Annotated in this window: 9 protein-coding genes; 5 read left to right on the forward strand and 4 right to left on the reverse strand. The window is 45.7% G+C overall.

From position 1 onward, the window contains the following. The first annotated feature begins 27 nt into the window (after positions 1 to 27). Genes NBH06_RS00190 through bglX form a run of 5 tightly spaced genes read left to right on the forward strand, consistent with a single transcriptional unit; the run spans position 28 to position 8,901 of the window. Positions 28 to 1,161, forward strand: coding sequence for a glycoside hydrolase family 26 protein (locus NBH06_RS00190; RefSeq protein ID WP_250792148.1), 1,134 nt, complete (start codon positions 28 to 30; stop codon positions 1,159 to 1,161). Positions 1,162 to 1,187: 26 nt separating this feature from the next. Beyond that, positions 1,188 to 2,585 (forward strand): FAD-dependent oxidoreductase, encoded by a 1,398-nt coding sequence (locus NBH06_RS00195; RefSeq protein WP_195554826.1) that lies wholly within the window; start codon positions 1,188 to 1,190, stop codon positions 2,583 to 2,585. Positions 2,586 to 2,627: 42 nt separating this feature from the next. Beyond that, the gene (locus NBH06_RS00200) at positions 2,628 to 4,844 is read left to right on the forward strand and encodes a glycoside hydrolase family 3 C-terminal domain-containing protein (protein WP_407934810.1); all 2,217 of its coding nucleotides are present in this window, start codon (positions 2,628 to 2,630) and stop codon (positions 4,842 to 4,844) included. A gap of 27 nt (positions 4,845 to 4,871) precedes the next feature. Next, positions 4,872 to 6,650, forward strand: a complete 1,779-nt coding sequence (locus NBH06_RS00205) for a DUF5040 domain-containing protein (RefSeq protein WP_250792150.1) — start codon at positions 4,872 to 4,874, stop codon at positions 6,648 to 6,650. A 22-nt stretch (positions 6,651 to 6,672) separates the two neighbouring features. Continuing rightward, positions 6,673 to 8,901, forward strand: coding sequence for a beta-glucosidase BglX (bglX, locus tag NBH06_RS00210; protein WP_250792152.1), 2,229 nt, complete (start codon positions 6,673 to 6,675; stop codon positions 8,899 to 8,901). Between the two features lie 350 nt (positions 8,902 to 9,251). On the opposite strand, the gene NBH06_RS00215 is transcribed toward bglX, so the two are convergent. From NBH06_RS00215 to NBH06_RS00230, 4 genes are all read right to left on the reverse strand, one after another. After that, positions 9,252 to 9,722 (reverse strand): hypothetical protein, encoded by a 471-nt coding sequence (locus NBH06_RS00215; protein ID WP_250792154.1) that lies wholly within the window; start codon positions 9,720 to 9,722, stop codon positions 9,252 to 9,254. Between the two features lie 345 nt (positions 9,723 to 10,067). Continuing rightward, entirely contained in the window at positions 10,068 to 12,470 is a 2,403-nt protein-coding gene (locus NBH06_RS00220; RefSeq protein WP_250792156.1) for a glycosyl hydrolase family 95 catalytic domain-containing protein, read from the reverse strand. 56 nt (positions 12,471 to 12,526) lie between these two features. Beyond that, on the reverse strand, positions 12,527 to 14,113 hold the full coding sequence (locus NBH06_RS00225) for a sulfatase family protein (protein WP_195492015.1): 1,587 nt from the start codon (positions 14,111 to 14,113) through the stop codon (positions 12,527 to 12,529). 361 nt (positions 14,114 to 14,474) lie between these two features. After that, entirely contained in the window at positions 14,475 to 15,836 is a 1,362-nt protein-coding gene (locus NBH06_RS00230) for a TolC family protein (protein ID WP_250792158.1), read from the reverse strand. Between the last annotated feature and the right edge of the window lie 16 nt (positions 15,837 to 15,852).

Raw genomic sequence — 15,852 nt, forward strand, 5'->3', positions numbered from 1 at the left:
TTGTCGTCATACCGAACCTAAAAGGAAATGGGAAATTACGCAACCAAGTTTCTATTTGTCCTCACCGTGACACTCTCTATTTCGTGCGCTTCGAGCCACAAAATAGACGAGAACGCCCTTGCCTTATCCGACAAGAAAGCCTCGGCCGAAACCGTGGAGCTATACCTCAAACTACAAGAGAACTTAGAGCGAGGCATCATGCTCGGGCATCAAGACGCTTTGGCCTATGGCAGCAATTGGTTCTTGGACGAGGGGCGCTCCGATGTAAAATCGGTGTGCGGCGATTATCCGGCCGTATTCGGCTGGGACATCGGCGACATAGAAAAAGGGAATTTGGCCAACTGCGAATCGATTCCATTTACGACCCTCGCAAACTATGTGCGCAAGGTGGAACAATGGGGCGGTATATCGGTATTCACTTGGCATGCGAGCAACCCCGTCACAGGGAAAACCGCCAGTGATTGCAGTACACAAAACGCGGTCAAACAGGTTATCGAAAATGATTCGGTTCAAAAGAAATTTCTTGCTTCGTTGGACAAGGTTGCCCAGTTTCTGGGCAACCTGAAAGACGAGGCGGGAGAACCGATTCCGGTAATATTCCAGCCATTCCACGGCCACGACTCCGACACCGCTCTGTGGTGGAGCACCACTCAATGCTCGGCCAGTAACTTCAAGAATCTTTGGAAACTGACCGTCAACTATTTACAAAACGAAAAAGGCGTGCACAACCTATTATACGCCTACTCGGTTTACAGCAATGACCCGGCCGACATATTGCCGGCATATTACCCCGGCAACGATTTTGTGGATATTATCGGCATCAACTCGCACCTATTACAAGGCGACGGTTGCAGCGGGCGCGAATTTATACAAGAGCTCAACGAGGGCATCGCTTTCGTTACTCAATTTGCTGCGAAAAATAAAAAAATAGCCGCCGTCACTTCGACCGGACTGGAAGGGATAAAGATATCCGATTTCTTTTCGAAGTATCTCTATCCTGTCATTTCACAATACAAACTGTCGTTCGTGCTGTTTGAAAAAAACGCATGGAACCAAGAGAAGCACTATTTCATACCGGTTCCGGGACATCCGGCCAGCGAAGATTTCATTCGCTTTGTCTCTTATCCCGACATTCTTACTTGCGACGACATCAAAAAATAACATTCACAACAACACACAAAATAGCTATGAAACCCACGAATATAAACCGACGAGATTTCATTAAAAAAAGCGGCATGCTCTTAGCGGCCACTTCTGTACCCTCGTTTTTACAGGCTGGGGAGAAACAGCCTACCCTCTCGATCAAAAACCAAAAAATCGCAATCGACAGTCAATGGGACGTGATTGTGGTAGGTGGCGGCCCCGCCGGCTGTACCGCAGCTACCGCCGCCGCCCGTGAAGGAGCCAAAACCTTGCTCATCGAAGCGACAGGCCAACTGGGCGGCATGGGTACTACCGGAATGATTCCCGCTTGGTGCCCCTTCTCCGACGGAGAAAAAATCATCTACCGGGGATTGGCCGAGAAGGTATTCCGCGCCGCTAAAAAAGGGGTACCCCACGAACCGGCCGATAAACTGGACTGGGTATCTATCAACCCCGAGCAACTCATGACCGTCTATGACGATATGGTCTGCTCATCGGGTGCAAAGGTATTGTTTTTCTCCCGCTTGGCCGATGTGGAAATGGCATCGGACGACACCATCGAGGCCATTATCGTCGCCAATAAAAACGGGCTGACGGCGTTCAAAGCCAAAGTATTCGTTGACTGTACCGGCGACGGAGACCTCTCGGTATGGGCCGGAGCCAACTATTTCATGGGCAACAACAGCGACCAAGTGCAGCTCTCCACCCTCTGTTTCTCGGTGGCCAATGTCGATTCATACGGCTACACGACAAATCCCAACCTTTATTGGGAAAACAAGGATAGCCCCATTCACGACGCTTTGAAATCGGGCAAATACCCGTTGATAGACCAACATAGCTGCAACAACCTCATCGGGCCGAGTGTGGTGCAATTCAATGCGGGGCATATCGCCATGACCAACTCGACCGACCCGTGGCAAATATCGGACGCCATGGTGAAAGGGCGAAAGGTGGCCGCCGAATACCTGCGCATGCTCAAAGATTACCAGCCGCAAGTGTATGGGAACGCATTTATCGTCAAGACCGCTTCGTTACTGGGAATACGCGAAAGCCGGCGCATCGAGGGCGACTATGTGTTCACGATTCAAGATTGGTTGGACCGCAAGAGCTTCGACGACGAGATTGGCCGGAATTGCTACTTCGTGGATATACACATCAAAGGCTACGAAGCCAAGCATTACGGACGAGGCGAGTCGCACGGTATCCCCTACCGGATACTTACTCCCAAAGGCATAAAGAACTTGCTGACAGCGGGACGCTGCATCTCGACCGACGAGGAGGCTTTGGGTAGTTTGCGTGTCATGCCCCCTTCGCTGGTCACCGGCGAGGCTGCCGGTCTGGCCGCAGCATTGGCTATCAAACAGTCCAAAAACGATGTTCACAATATAGATGTCGATTTCCTGCGCAAACGGCTGCGGGAAGAAGGACAATATTTCAAATAATATCGTCTGTGTCGATAAACCTATTTTTCACTAAAAATCATTATGAAGCATTCATTTTTAAGAATCAACACTCTTTCGGCTGTTCTGCTGGCCATGACAGCGCAAGTGATGGCACAAGAACCTACGCCGCCCTATCTGGACGACAATCAACCCATCGAGGTTCGTGTCGAAGATGCCTTGTCGCGCATGACCTTAAAGGAAAAAATCGCCATCATACATGCCCAATCTAAATTCAGTTCACCCGGCTGCCCGAGGCTGGGTATCCCCGAATTGTGGATGAGCGACGGCCCCCACGGCGTGCGCATGGAATTTGTATGGGACAACTGGGATCATGCCGACTGGACCAACGATTCTTGTACGGCATATCCGGCATTGACCTGTCTGGCGGCCACGTTCAATCCCGAATTGGCATTCAAATATGGCAACGCCATAGGCCAAGAAGCCCGCTATCGGGAAAAAGACGTCATTCTCGGGCCGGGGGTCAATATCTACCGCACGCCGCTGAGCGGACGCAACTTTGAATATATGGGCGAAGACCCCTACCTGTCGTCCCGCATGGTTGTCCCCTATGTAAAAGGTATGCAACAAAACGGTGTCGCCGCCTGCTTGAAACACTTAGCCTTGAACAATCAAGAGAAAGACCGAGACAAAATCAATGTCGAGGTGAGCGACCGGGCTTTATATGAAATCTATCTACCGGCATTCAAGGCGGGTGTACAGGAAGGTGGAGTGTGGACAGTGATGGGTTCATACAACAAGTTCCGCGGCCAGTATTGCAGTCACAACGACCTGCTTATCAACCAAATCCTAAAAAAGGATTGGGGCTTCGATGGGGTTATGATGACCGACTGGGGCTCGGCTCACGATACCGATGAGGCGGCGCGCTACGGGCTCGATCTCGAAATGGGCTCTTGGACAAACGGATTGACTTGGGGATTGAGTTCGGCCTACGACGATTATTATTTGGCTCAACCGTTCCTAAAAAAGATAGAGAGCGGGGAGTTGCCCGAATCGCTGTTGGACGAGAAAGTGCGCCGGGTGTTGCGTCTAACCTTCCGCACCAGTATGAACCGGAACCGTCCCTACGGGTGTAAACTTACTCCCGAACACGCCGAGATTGCCCGCAAAATAGCCGAGGAGGGTATTGTGCTGCTGAAAAACGAAAATCATTTCTTTCCTATCGAGAAAGGTCGCTACCAGAAAATCGCCGTCATTGGCGAGAATGCGGTCAAACAGTTGAGCCTCGGTGGCGGCTCCTCCGAATTGAAGCCACAAAAAGAAATCTCGCCGTTGGAGGGTATGATCGAAAAATACGGCAAAGAGCATATTCTGTTCACTCTGGGCTATGCTTCGGGCGAGCCCAATTACAGTAACGAGTTACCCTCGGGACTCGACGCCGACTCGCTCGTGCAAGAGGCCTTGAAAGTGGCTCGCGAAGCCGATGTAGTCCTGTTCTTCGGAGGCCTCAACAAAAACTTTCAACAAGATTGCGAAGGCGATGACCGCCGGAGCATGGACCTGCCTTTCGGACAAAACGAGTTGATCGAGAAAATTATTCAAGTGAATACCAATACCGGTGTCATACTGATTAGCGGCAATGCCGTGAGCATGCCGTGGCTCTCGCAAATCGACGGGCTCATGCAATCGTGGTATTTGGGTTCCCAAGCCGGCACGGCTACCGCCAATATCATCTGCGGCGAAGCCAATCCTTCGGGGAAATTGCCGTTCTCCATTCCGGTAAAACTGGAAGACAACAGCGCCCACTATTTCGGGGCAGAGTCCTACCCGGGTGTAAACGGCACGCAATATTACAAAGATGATATTCTGGTGGGTTATCGCTGGCACGACACAAAAAAAATAGATCCGCTGTTCCCCTTCGGATACGGGCTCTCATACACGACATTCCAATATGGGAAGGCTCGAACCGATAAAAAAACATACCGTGCCGACGAGTCTGTAAAGATTTCGTTTACCCTGAAAAATACAGGCGACACCCCCGGAGCCGAAACCGTGCAGGTATATATGAGCCAGAAAAAGCCCAGTGTGCTACGCCCGGTCAAAGAGCTCAAAGGATTTAAAAAAGTCTTCCTGCAAGCCGGAGAAGAGCAAGTAGTGGAAATAGAAATACCGGTTCGGTCGTTCGCTTTCTATGACGAGCAAACCGCCGATTGGAAATTGGAGAACGACAGTTACTCGCTCCACGTCGCTTCATCGTCGAAAGCGATACAGGCCACCGCAAAGATCCAAGTGAAAAATTAGTCGCTATTACAAAAAACACAAATGAATATGAAACGTACTGTCTTAGCGGGGATTTTATCCCTTTTTGCCCTGTTTTCATACGCACAGGAATATAAATACCACTTCCTGCTTGCCGGGGCCTCGTTTGCAGTCCCCGAGAACGGGTGGTTCGAACTGGTGTGCGACGCCTTCAACGCCGAGGCTATGAACAAAGCCGTATCGGGCGACGCCATTAAACACACCGCCTCCGATATGTTCTACGACAGGTTTTACACCGACGAAGAACTCGAACGCACCGACGCATTCATCATCATGCATGTACACAACCAAGACGTAGCCAGCACAACCGGCATCAAAGAGAATTACGAAGACTACACACACGCCGACATTCAACAATACAACACGGCGTACGACTATGTAATCAAGCGATACAAAGCCGACTGCTACAACTTGAAAAACAACCCCAATTCGAAATATTACCAAACCGAGAACGGCAAACCCGCCACGATTATCCTGTGTACCCACTGGCACGATTCCCGTATCTCGTACAACCAAAGCATCAGGGAATTGGCCGAACGCTGGCAACTGCCGCTCATCAAATGGGACGATAATATAGGCTTCACCCGCAAAGTAGTAGACGAAGACGGACGACAACCGAGTATCAAGTATGCCGCCGACACCGAGAAGATATACGACATTACATTCGGGTGGCACCCGCTGCGCGGAAAAGAGCAATACATACAACAAAAAATGGCTGCCATTTGCATGGAAGAACTGGAAAAATTGTTCGACCCCATGCCCGCCTCGGTCGAAATTTCTGAAAAGAACAGCATTGTCGAAAGCGGCGAAAACGCCTCTTTCATTTGCCGCTTCACCGGGGTTTCGCCTTGGAATCTCATCTACTCGGTCAACGGGGTGGAACAAAAGTTGGACAGCATCATGGAAAACCCGTACATCGTAACAGTTCCTACCGTAACAGCCCAAACCTCTATCTTGCCCGTGGCCATAAGCAACCGCACCACCGAGAGCGGCGAGGTTTCGGGAAAAGCCGAAATCTTTATCGGCAAACAAGCGATCTCGCCTACTTTCGACACCTATGTGCACCAAGCCAACAAAACAACGGCTTATGTAGACGATGACCATTTGGAGGTAAAAGGAAACTCCGACACCCATACCCGCGAGGCATATCTATCGTTCCCAATCGATAAAATCGATCCCGAGGCCAACCGCATCGTATTGCGTGCCTACTATTACGACTGCATCTACCCGAGTTGGGTGCGGAAAGAGACTCACCCGGTAGGCATAGCGGGCAATACCCAGCAATATACCACCATGACTTGGGACACGAAACCCACCGATTTCACCACCATCGGCGAAACGAAAGTTTTGGGCAATGAGCTCGACAGTTATGTGGAATGGAACGTGACCGACTGGGTAAAAGAGCAAATCGAAGCCCAACAATCCCTCGTCACATTACAGTTGAAGATGAACGATACCGACGCCACCGGCCTGCTCTATTTCTATTCGTCGGAGGCCGACGACACACGGAAACTGCAACTGCTCGTATCATCGGACAACTCATCGGGCTATACCGAAATGACAAAATCAAATATCGAAGTATATACCCGACCGGTCGAAAAAGAACTCGTCATAAAGGGGATAGACGGGAGTTGCCTTGTTTCGTGCTACTCGTTATGCGGACAAACCCTGTTCTCCAAAACGATAGAAAACGACGAAACGATACAATTGCCCGCCAACGCTTCGGGCGTCTATCTGCTCCAACTGCGCAACGCGACACAACATCATACTTGCAAAATAGTTTTATAACCCACTTAATTCCTCTTATACAATGAAAAAAGGATTGTTTGTCATCTGCATGGCCGCTTTATTCGCTACAAGCTGTACACAAACAGGAAAAACCGAAGAAGATCGTTTTATAGAAGATCTGTTGAGCCAAATGACGCTCGAAGAGAAAATCGGACAAATGAACCAAATCCATTTCGATAAATCCTTGGACTCCATCAAAGCCCAAGTGCGCAATGGTGAGTTGGGCTCGATGCTCAACATAGACCCGAAACTAATCAACGAAATACAAAAAACTGCCGTCGAAGAGTCACGGCTGGGTATCCCCCTCATCATCGGGCGGGATATTGTCCACGGCTACAAAACGGTACTGCCCATTCCGCTGGGCATGGCAGCCTCGTTCGACCCGCAACTCGTGGAGAAAGGCACCCACATGGCCGCTACCGAAGCCCGCGAGCAAGGTATTACATGGACCTTCGCTCCCATGCTCGACATCTCTCGCGACGCCCGCTGGGGACGTATTGCCGAGAGTCTGGGCGAAGACCCCTATCTGGCCAGTGAACTGGGTGTCGCCATGGTGCGTGGATTCCAAGGGGACAACCTCTCTGACAACGACGCCATCGCCGCATGTGTGAAGCACTTTGTCGGCTACGGCGCCTCGGAAGGCGGACGGGATTACAACTCGACCAATATCCCCGAGCGCCTATTGCGCAACGTCTATCTGCCTCCGTTCCAAAAAACGGTCGAAGCCGGAGCCGCCACGCTAATGACCTCGTTCAACGACAACGACGGGGTTCCCGCCTCGGGCAACGATTTCCTCCTGCGCACGGTATTGCGCGATGAATGGGGATTCGACGGTTTTGTCGTTTCGGACTGGTGCTCCATGGTCGAAATGATTAACCACGGATTTGCCGCCGACCGAAAAGATGTGGCCCGCCTCTCGGCCAATGCCGGTCTCGACATGGAAATGGTGAGCCAGACCTACGTCGACTACTTGCCCGAACTAATCGCCGAGAACAAAGTTTCCATAGACGTCATCGACAATGCGGTTCGCAATATCCTGCGCATTAAATATCGGCTGGGATTATTTGAAAATCCCTATGTCGACGAAGTGGAAACTTCGACAATCTACTCCGACGAACATTTGCAAACGGCTCGGCAAGCCGCTACCGAATCGGCTATCTTATTGAAGAACAACGGTGTGCTTCCGTTGAAAGAGAATAAGACCGTAGCCATTATCGGCCCTATGGCTCACGCACCCTACGACCAACTGGGCACATGGTCGTTCGACGGCGACAAAAACCACACCGTAACTCCGTTGAAAGCCTTGCAAAGCGACGAATACAAACACATAAAATACTACTACGAGGCCGGGCTGGGTCATTCGAGAGACGAGAGCACCCGTAATTTCGAAAGGGCAAAAAGCATCGCCCGCCAAGCCGATGTGGCTGTTGTCTTTGTCGGCGAAGAGGCTATCCTGTCGGGAGAGGCTCACTCGTTGAGCGACATCAACTTGATAGGCAAACAATCGGAACTGCTCAAAGCCATAAAAAGCACCGGCAAACCGGTCGTTATGGTCGTTATGGCCGGCCGGCCGCTCACGATCGAGCGCGACCTGCCCTATGCCGACGCGGTTCTCTATAACTTCCACCCGGGTACGATGGGCGGATTGGCTATCATGGACTTGCTCTACGGAAAGGCCAACCCCAGTGGAAAACTGCCGGTGACCTTCGTGCGCGAAGTGGGACAAATCCCCATGTATTATAATCACAACAATACCGGCCGGCCGGCACAAAATTGGATTACCCCGATAAACGACATTCCGCTGGAAGCCCCGCAAACATCGCTCGGCAACACATCGTTCTACTTGGATTCGGGAAAAGACCCGTTGTTCGCATTCGGATACGGTCTTTCGTATAGCACATTCGAATACTCCGATCTTAACCTGTCGAGCAACGAAGTGAATGCCAACGATACGCTTACAGTCACCGCTACGATCAAAAACACGAGCGACATCGACGGTACCGAAGTCGTGCAACTTTATGTTCGCGATTTGGTAGGATCTATCACTCGCCCCGTCAAAGAGTTAAAAGGGTTCCAACGCCTTGCCTTGAAAGCCGGCGAAGCTCAAACCGTATCGTTCAAATTGCCCATCTCGGAACTGGCCTTCTACGGTAAAGATTTAATCAAGAAGGTAGAAGCCGGACAGTTTGACATCTGGGTTGCCCCGAACAGTACCGAAGGACTTAAAGGCTCTTTCACCGTGAAGGAATAACCTCATTATTTAAAATTAGAATATTCAAAACACAGAGTGCCTCTCCCCATGAGACACTCTATGTTTTTTTAAAGAGTAATAGTTTTTAACTTCTGTATTCCACAGCCCCTCCGGCTACGCCACCCTCCCTATATTTTCTTGCAGGAAACACAGGGGAGGAGGTTTAAAATATCTACGATAATGAAAACTGAAATACTCCGTAGCATTACAGAGTAATTTTCAGAAACGAACTTAAACGATGTTCCTTTCCTTAGAATAGCAGTTTTACCGTTGATAATTATTTTCATAGTACAAAAAAATTAGAGTACCACAAAGATACTCTAACTTTTCATGCTATTAAAAGACGAAAATTATTTCAAATCTCTATATATGCCTATAACAAGCTCACAATAATCTAATGCAGATTGCAGTGCTGATAAACAACGATCAAGAGTTTCACAGCCATTCATCAAAACGTCTATTTCATTTTGGGTAAAATTAGAAGAAAGAATCCTTAATCTTACTGCCCTTTGAACAAGTTCAACACTTTCCTTAAAAGAGTCATATAAGTCAACCTGTGAGTTGTAACCACTTCTATAAATAGAGTATAAATCAGAATCATATCTTCCAAGAAAACACTTGATAAGAATAGCATTTGACCTAATATTTACATCATGCTGTAAATCGTTAAGTTCAGACTGTAGCTGATTAATTTCATGACGACAATACAGGTAATCATAATCATGTTGCAATGTATTTAACTTTGTAGAAAGGCTATCTACATAAGCTTTTAAGTCGGAAGTTTGAGATAGATTATTGTCTTGAGCAACTACACAACTCATTCCGAATAAAGTAAGGATAAATAATAATATTAATTTTTTATAATCAATGGTATTAACTTTTCACAAAAAAACTAATAATAATCAACATACCAATCATTTTCATTTGGGTGTTTTGTTCTTTATAACCAAACATTTTAATATGTTTTTAGCACAAAAAGGGAAATAACGCTTACCCGATTGATAGCTAAACGATATTTTTCAGAATCAATAGTCTTTATGACCTTTTAAGTTTTCAAATTTAGATAAAGAGAAGAATTTCGCAGTGTTAATTCATAAAGTTAAAACAGATGTTAAAATAAAGATAACTATTTAACTAAAAATAGAATAATGCATACTACTTTTCAACTACAACAATCTTTTCTTCTCACCGGCTTTAAATACGGCTTTTTTCGAAACTCCATTGAAGCAAATCTCAGTTCGTCCTCCTTTAAGGGAAGAGACAATTAATGATACAACTTCTCTATTTTTCCATTCCATATCGACGACAAACCCGCCACGAGCACAAATACCTTGTACTTTACCATCGGCCCAAGACTCTGGCAATGCCGGAAGAAGAACGATCTTATTGGTTGAAGATTGCATGAGCATTTCTATAACACCCGAACACCCGCCAAAGTTACCATCTATTTGAAAAGGCGAATGAGCATCCAACAAATTCGGGTAAGTTCCACCCCCACGCCGCGCATCTTCTCCTTTATAGTTATCGGGACTGACATACCGAAGAAGCCTACGATACATATGATAGGCTTTTTCTCCGTCTCGTAACCGAGCCAAAAGGTTTACACGCCACCCGGTACTCCAACCGGTCGTTTCATCTCCTTTAATTTGGAGTGTACGGGCACAAGCTGCCGCCAATTCGGGAGTTTCCTCAACCGACAAATGATGTCCCGGATACAACCCGAAAAGATGAGATTGATGCCGATGATATGGGTCCTGATCTTGCCAGTCGTAATACCACTCTTGCAAATTACCGTCCTTCCCAATTTGATACGGATACAACCGAGAAAGAGTCTTTTTAATTCTTTTCCTGAAAGACTTATCCACCCCGAGCACCTTCGAGGCTTCGGCGGCATCAATAAGGCATTCGCGTATCATCGCCAAATCGGAAGTGTTTCCATAGGAAGTAGCTCCCACATACCCATCAGGCGTAATGTACTTATTTTCGGGAGAGGTTCCGGGAGAGGTCACAAGTTTTCCATCTTTCTCGACTAACCAATCCATGCAAAACTCTGCTGCCCCCTTTAACACAGGATAAAATTTACACAAAAATTCCTTGTCCAATGTAAAAAGATAATGCTCCCAAATGTGAGTAGACAACCATGTACCCCCCATCGTCCAACAAGCCCATGAAGGGTCCCCCTCATTAAGACCAACAGGACACGTCATCGCCCAAACATCTGAATTATGCCCCAAGCACCAACCTCGCTCTACTCCATAATAATCCTTTGCGGTTTTTCTTCCCGTCTTACTGAGATTAGCAATAAACTCTATCAGCGGATATTGCATCTCTATCAGATTAGTCGTACCGGAAGCCCAATAATTTTCTTCGAGATTAATATTGACTGTATAGTTACTGCTCCAAGGCGGAAGCACACTTTCGTTCCACAGGCCCTGCAAATTGGCCGGGACTCCCGGAGTACGAGAGCTAGATATGAGCAAATAGCGTCCAAATTGAAAATAAAGTTCCTCTAAATCTGGATTTTGTTGCTTACAATCGGTATAAAAAAGTAACTGTTTGTCTGTCGGCAATGCCGCAATATCATCATCTGTATTTCCTAAATCGAGTTTTACACGGTCGAAATAATATTTATAGTCTCTAATATGTGCCTCTCGCAAAGCATCATAAGTTTTACCGATGGCACACTTCATACGTTTTTCTACATGACTGCGATAATTACGCCCCTCTTTAACCGGATCCTTGTCAAAACCATTAAAACTCGTAACATTCGCTATCAAAATGAGCACTTCTGTGCTCCCGTCAATCTCGATACGACTATCCGAGTATCGATTCTTTACACTCCCATCGACACTCAAAACCCTCACAAGAGTCTTAAAGTGAATGCCTCTTTCCGGATCATAGCGATGCTTATCTTCCGCCTTATAATAAACCGGAAACGAATGATAAGCCGCATAACCTTCAACAGATATTTCATTATCGGCCACCTGCGAGCTATGAGGTAACGGAGAATCGAACGAAAGCAACGCATGAATTCCTTCCTTATTTTCAGATTTCAAACGAATGACAATCACCGAATCGGGAGCCGATGCAAAATAATCGCTCGTAAAAAGTTTTCCGTCCTTCAAGTATTGCGTTCGTGCCGTAGCATTACCAATATCGAGCCATCGGTGGTAATCAGAAATACCTGCTGTATCATCAAGATATTCTATCGTCAATGTTCCAAGTGGTTGATAATTTTCGCTGTAATGTCCTTGTACCTTGTATTGAGCCTTATCTGCCCCTTCATAATCCTCATTATCCAGTAAAGCTCTGATTTCGGGAATAACATTAAAAGCATCGGGAGAAGAATTTTCACTTTCGGGTTCTCCTGTCCAAAGTGTTATATCGTTAAATGAAATCTTATCTTTTTTTACACCGCCATATAAAGTCGCTCCCATCGTCCCATTCCCTATCACGAGAGCCTCTTCGAAATACTCTGCCGGACGATCATAATGCAATTTCATATTCCCGGCAAAAGTAACTAGGGGGATAAAAAACATACACAAAATAATCCAAAAAACTTTCTTCATCACCATAACTTTATATTGAATAACTTATTTCTAAATTTCTCTCCCTAATTTTTATCCTATAATTTTTTATCCCGTAATCGGTACTCTATCGAATCTCCGTATAAAGTTTGAAGTCCGACCAATTCCTGTTTCAATTTCTCGATTATACTTTCATATCCCGGCTTATCGAAAAGATTGTTCATTTCCGTGGGATCAGTTTGCAAATCGTATAGTTCCCATTGATCGATATCGTCATAGAAATGTATCAATTTATAACGTTCAGTACGAACGCCATAGTGGCGTTTTACCATGTGTTCTGCCGGATATTCATAAAAATGATAATAAAGAGAAGATCGCCAGTCTTGCGGATGCTCGCCCTCCAATAACGGCATCAATGAAATACCTTGTATATCATCGGGAATCTCCACACCGGCCAATTCGAGGAATGTCGGTGCATAATCTATATTCTGCACCAATTCGGTAATATCGCCTCGCTTTTGAAAACCTTTCGGCAAACGCATAACAAGCGGTGTTCGCATAGACTCTTCATACATAAACCGTTTATCAAACCAGCCATGTTCTCCCATATAAAATCCTTGATCGGAAGTATAGACAACCAACGTATTATCCAATAACCCGGCCTTTTCCAAATAGTCTAACACTCGTCCGACATTATCGTCCAACGACTTCACAACTTTTGCATAATCACGCATAAACCGTTGATATTTCCACTCAACCAGCTCCTTCCCCTGTGGATTCTCCCGAAAAAATACATCAGTTATAGAATCATATACCGCATCATAGGCTACCCGATCTTCGGGAGTAAGCCGTTTTATCTTACGTCCATAGGCTTTCTTCAAACGTGACTTCATTCCCTCACGATACATTTTCGTATCATAAATAATATCCATGTCTTTTGCAATACTCATCGTTTGCGCAGCAGCAGCCGGCCGCCCCTCGTAATCATCATAAAAATTATCGGGCATTGAAAACTCTTTATCTTCATATAACGTGAGATATTTCAATTCAGGCAGCCAGTCGCGGTGAATAGCTTTATGATGAATAAACAAACAAAAGGGCTGCTCCTTATCACGACCTTTCTCCAACCAATCTATACTTTTGTCGGTAATAATATTAGTTAAGTAACCCTTTTCTCGAACCGTATCATTATTCATCGTTATAAAATCGGGATTATAGTAATCGCCCTGACCGGGAAGAATTTCCCAATAGTCGAATCCCGTAGGCATACTCTCTAAATGCCATTTCCCCACGATAGCGGTTTGGTAACCCGCAGTCTGCAAAAGTTTAGGCAGCGTCTGCTGCGAACCATCGAATACACAAGTCGTATTATCGGTGAACCCATTCGCATGACTGTGTTTACCCGTAAGCATACACGCCCTACTCGGCCCACTTAATGAATTCGCTACAAAACTATTCGTGAACCGAACTCCGTCCCGAGCAATTCTATCCAAGTTAGGAGTTTCGATATAGCGAGTATCATAACAACTCATCATTTGTCCGGTATGGTCATCTGTCATAATATAAACAATATTATAACGAGGAGGAACTTTATTTTCTTTCTTACATGACGAAAAAGAAAAAACAACAGTAGTCGCTGCTACTCCCGTTAAATAGGGAGAAAAAGATTGGAATAATGTTTTCATAGAATCATTTAAATATTAGAAGGTCTTGTATTTATTATATTAAACAACTATTTCTTATTTCCGTGAAAATACTGAAACAACTCTCCATAATCCAACATTTTGTTTCTGCTTTCATTGGTACTTTCTTTGCGACAAATACAAAACGAACTCTATATAGAGTTTACTGTTATATTTGACTTATATATAATTTTGCCAAAGATAATATTTTTTCTCAAAAAGATATAAATCGAAAGTAAACGAAAGTTTTTTTGTCATTTCGATTTATTTATGACCTTGATTTCTATACTAATCACAAAAAACAACACCCTAAAAGTTCGAACTTTTAGGGTGAGTCATTTATTATAATAAAATTATTTCTTACCTAATATCCTCCGCCTAACGCATGATAAAGATTAATAACTCCCTGTATCTCTTCAAAACGATCGGATACGGCCGATAACTCGGCATCCAAAAGAGTCTGGCGTGCGGTAAGTACTTCTAAATAGTTCTGTGAACTATGACGCATCAGTAGTTCGGAACTCCTGACTGCCGATTGAAGCGAGATAATTTGCTGTCGATCCAAATCCAATCGTCGGCGTGCAACTTGCCATTGTAACAAAGCATCATTTACTTCTGTTCCAGCATTAAGGAGTGTCTGGCGGAAAGTGAGTAAAGCCTCCTCTTGTCGAGCTTTTGCAACTTTCAAATTAGCTATATTCTGTCCTCTGTTGAAAAGCGGTTGTACCAATGCCCCCACCGCAGAAAACAACCATTCCCCCGGATTAGAAATAATAGCTCCGGCTGCATTCGTCCACCCCGCCGAACCACTTAGCGTAATGGCAGGATAAAAAGCCGAATAAGCCCGATTTGTCGTATAAAAAGATTCGGCTAATACAGCTTCGCTTTGGCGTACGTCTGGACGTCTCTGCAACAACTGCAAAGGTACTCCTACCGATAAAGTATCGGGAAAGGACTGCATATCCAATGTCGAACGATCTATCCTCTGAGGAACTACTCCCAATAAAGACGATAAAGAATTTTCCACCTCAGTAATTTGCTGTTCTAATGACAATAAAGAAGCATCGACCGACAATTTACTTGCTTCGATTTGAGCAACAGCCATTTCAGTAGTTTGCCCCGCTTTTTTCAAAGCCTTCATAACGCGTAAATTCTCTGCCCATATCTCGGCCGTTCGTTTACTAATATCGAGTTGCTTATCCAACATCAACAGTGTATAATAACTATTTGCGATCGTAGCGATCAACTGAGTCTGGACGGCTTGCTTATAAGCTTGACTTTGCTCTAACACAGCCTTTGCCTCTCGTTTGGCATTAGTGAGACGTCCGAATATATCTAATTCCCAATCGGCCGATGCAGCCAAATTATACGTCTTAGTCGGACTATTTCCTTCTATACTCTTGATTGTTCCCTGCGGAGTAAGAGAAACGGAAGGCAAATACGCCAACTTAGAAGAGGTCAACAAAGCTTCTGCTTCACGCACTTTCAATCGAGCTATATTCAAATCGGTATTATTTGCTATTCCTTTTTCGATAAGCTGCTGTAAAACCGTATCGGTAAAAAGTTCTTTCCACGAAAAATCAGCAAGCGACATCGTATCTTCTGTCATTGCCGGAACTCGATACAGACTATCGACTCCCGATAATTCAGGACGTTCATACGTCCTATATATGTGGCAACCGCTCAATCCGGTCAATAATAACAAACCTATAATTATCCTTTTCATATCAATGATTCACAAG

The sequence above is a fragment of the Barnesiella sp. B2-R-119 genome (genome assembly GCF_023656675.1).
Lineage (GTDB): Bacteria > Bacteroidota > Bacteroidia > Bacteroidales > Barnesiellaceae > Barnesiella > Barnesiella intestinihominis.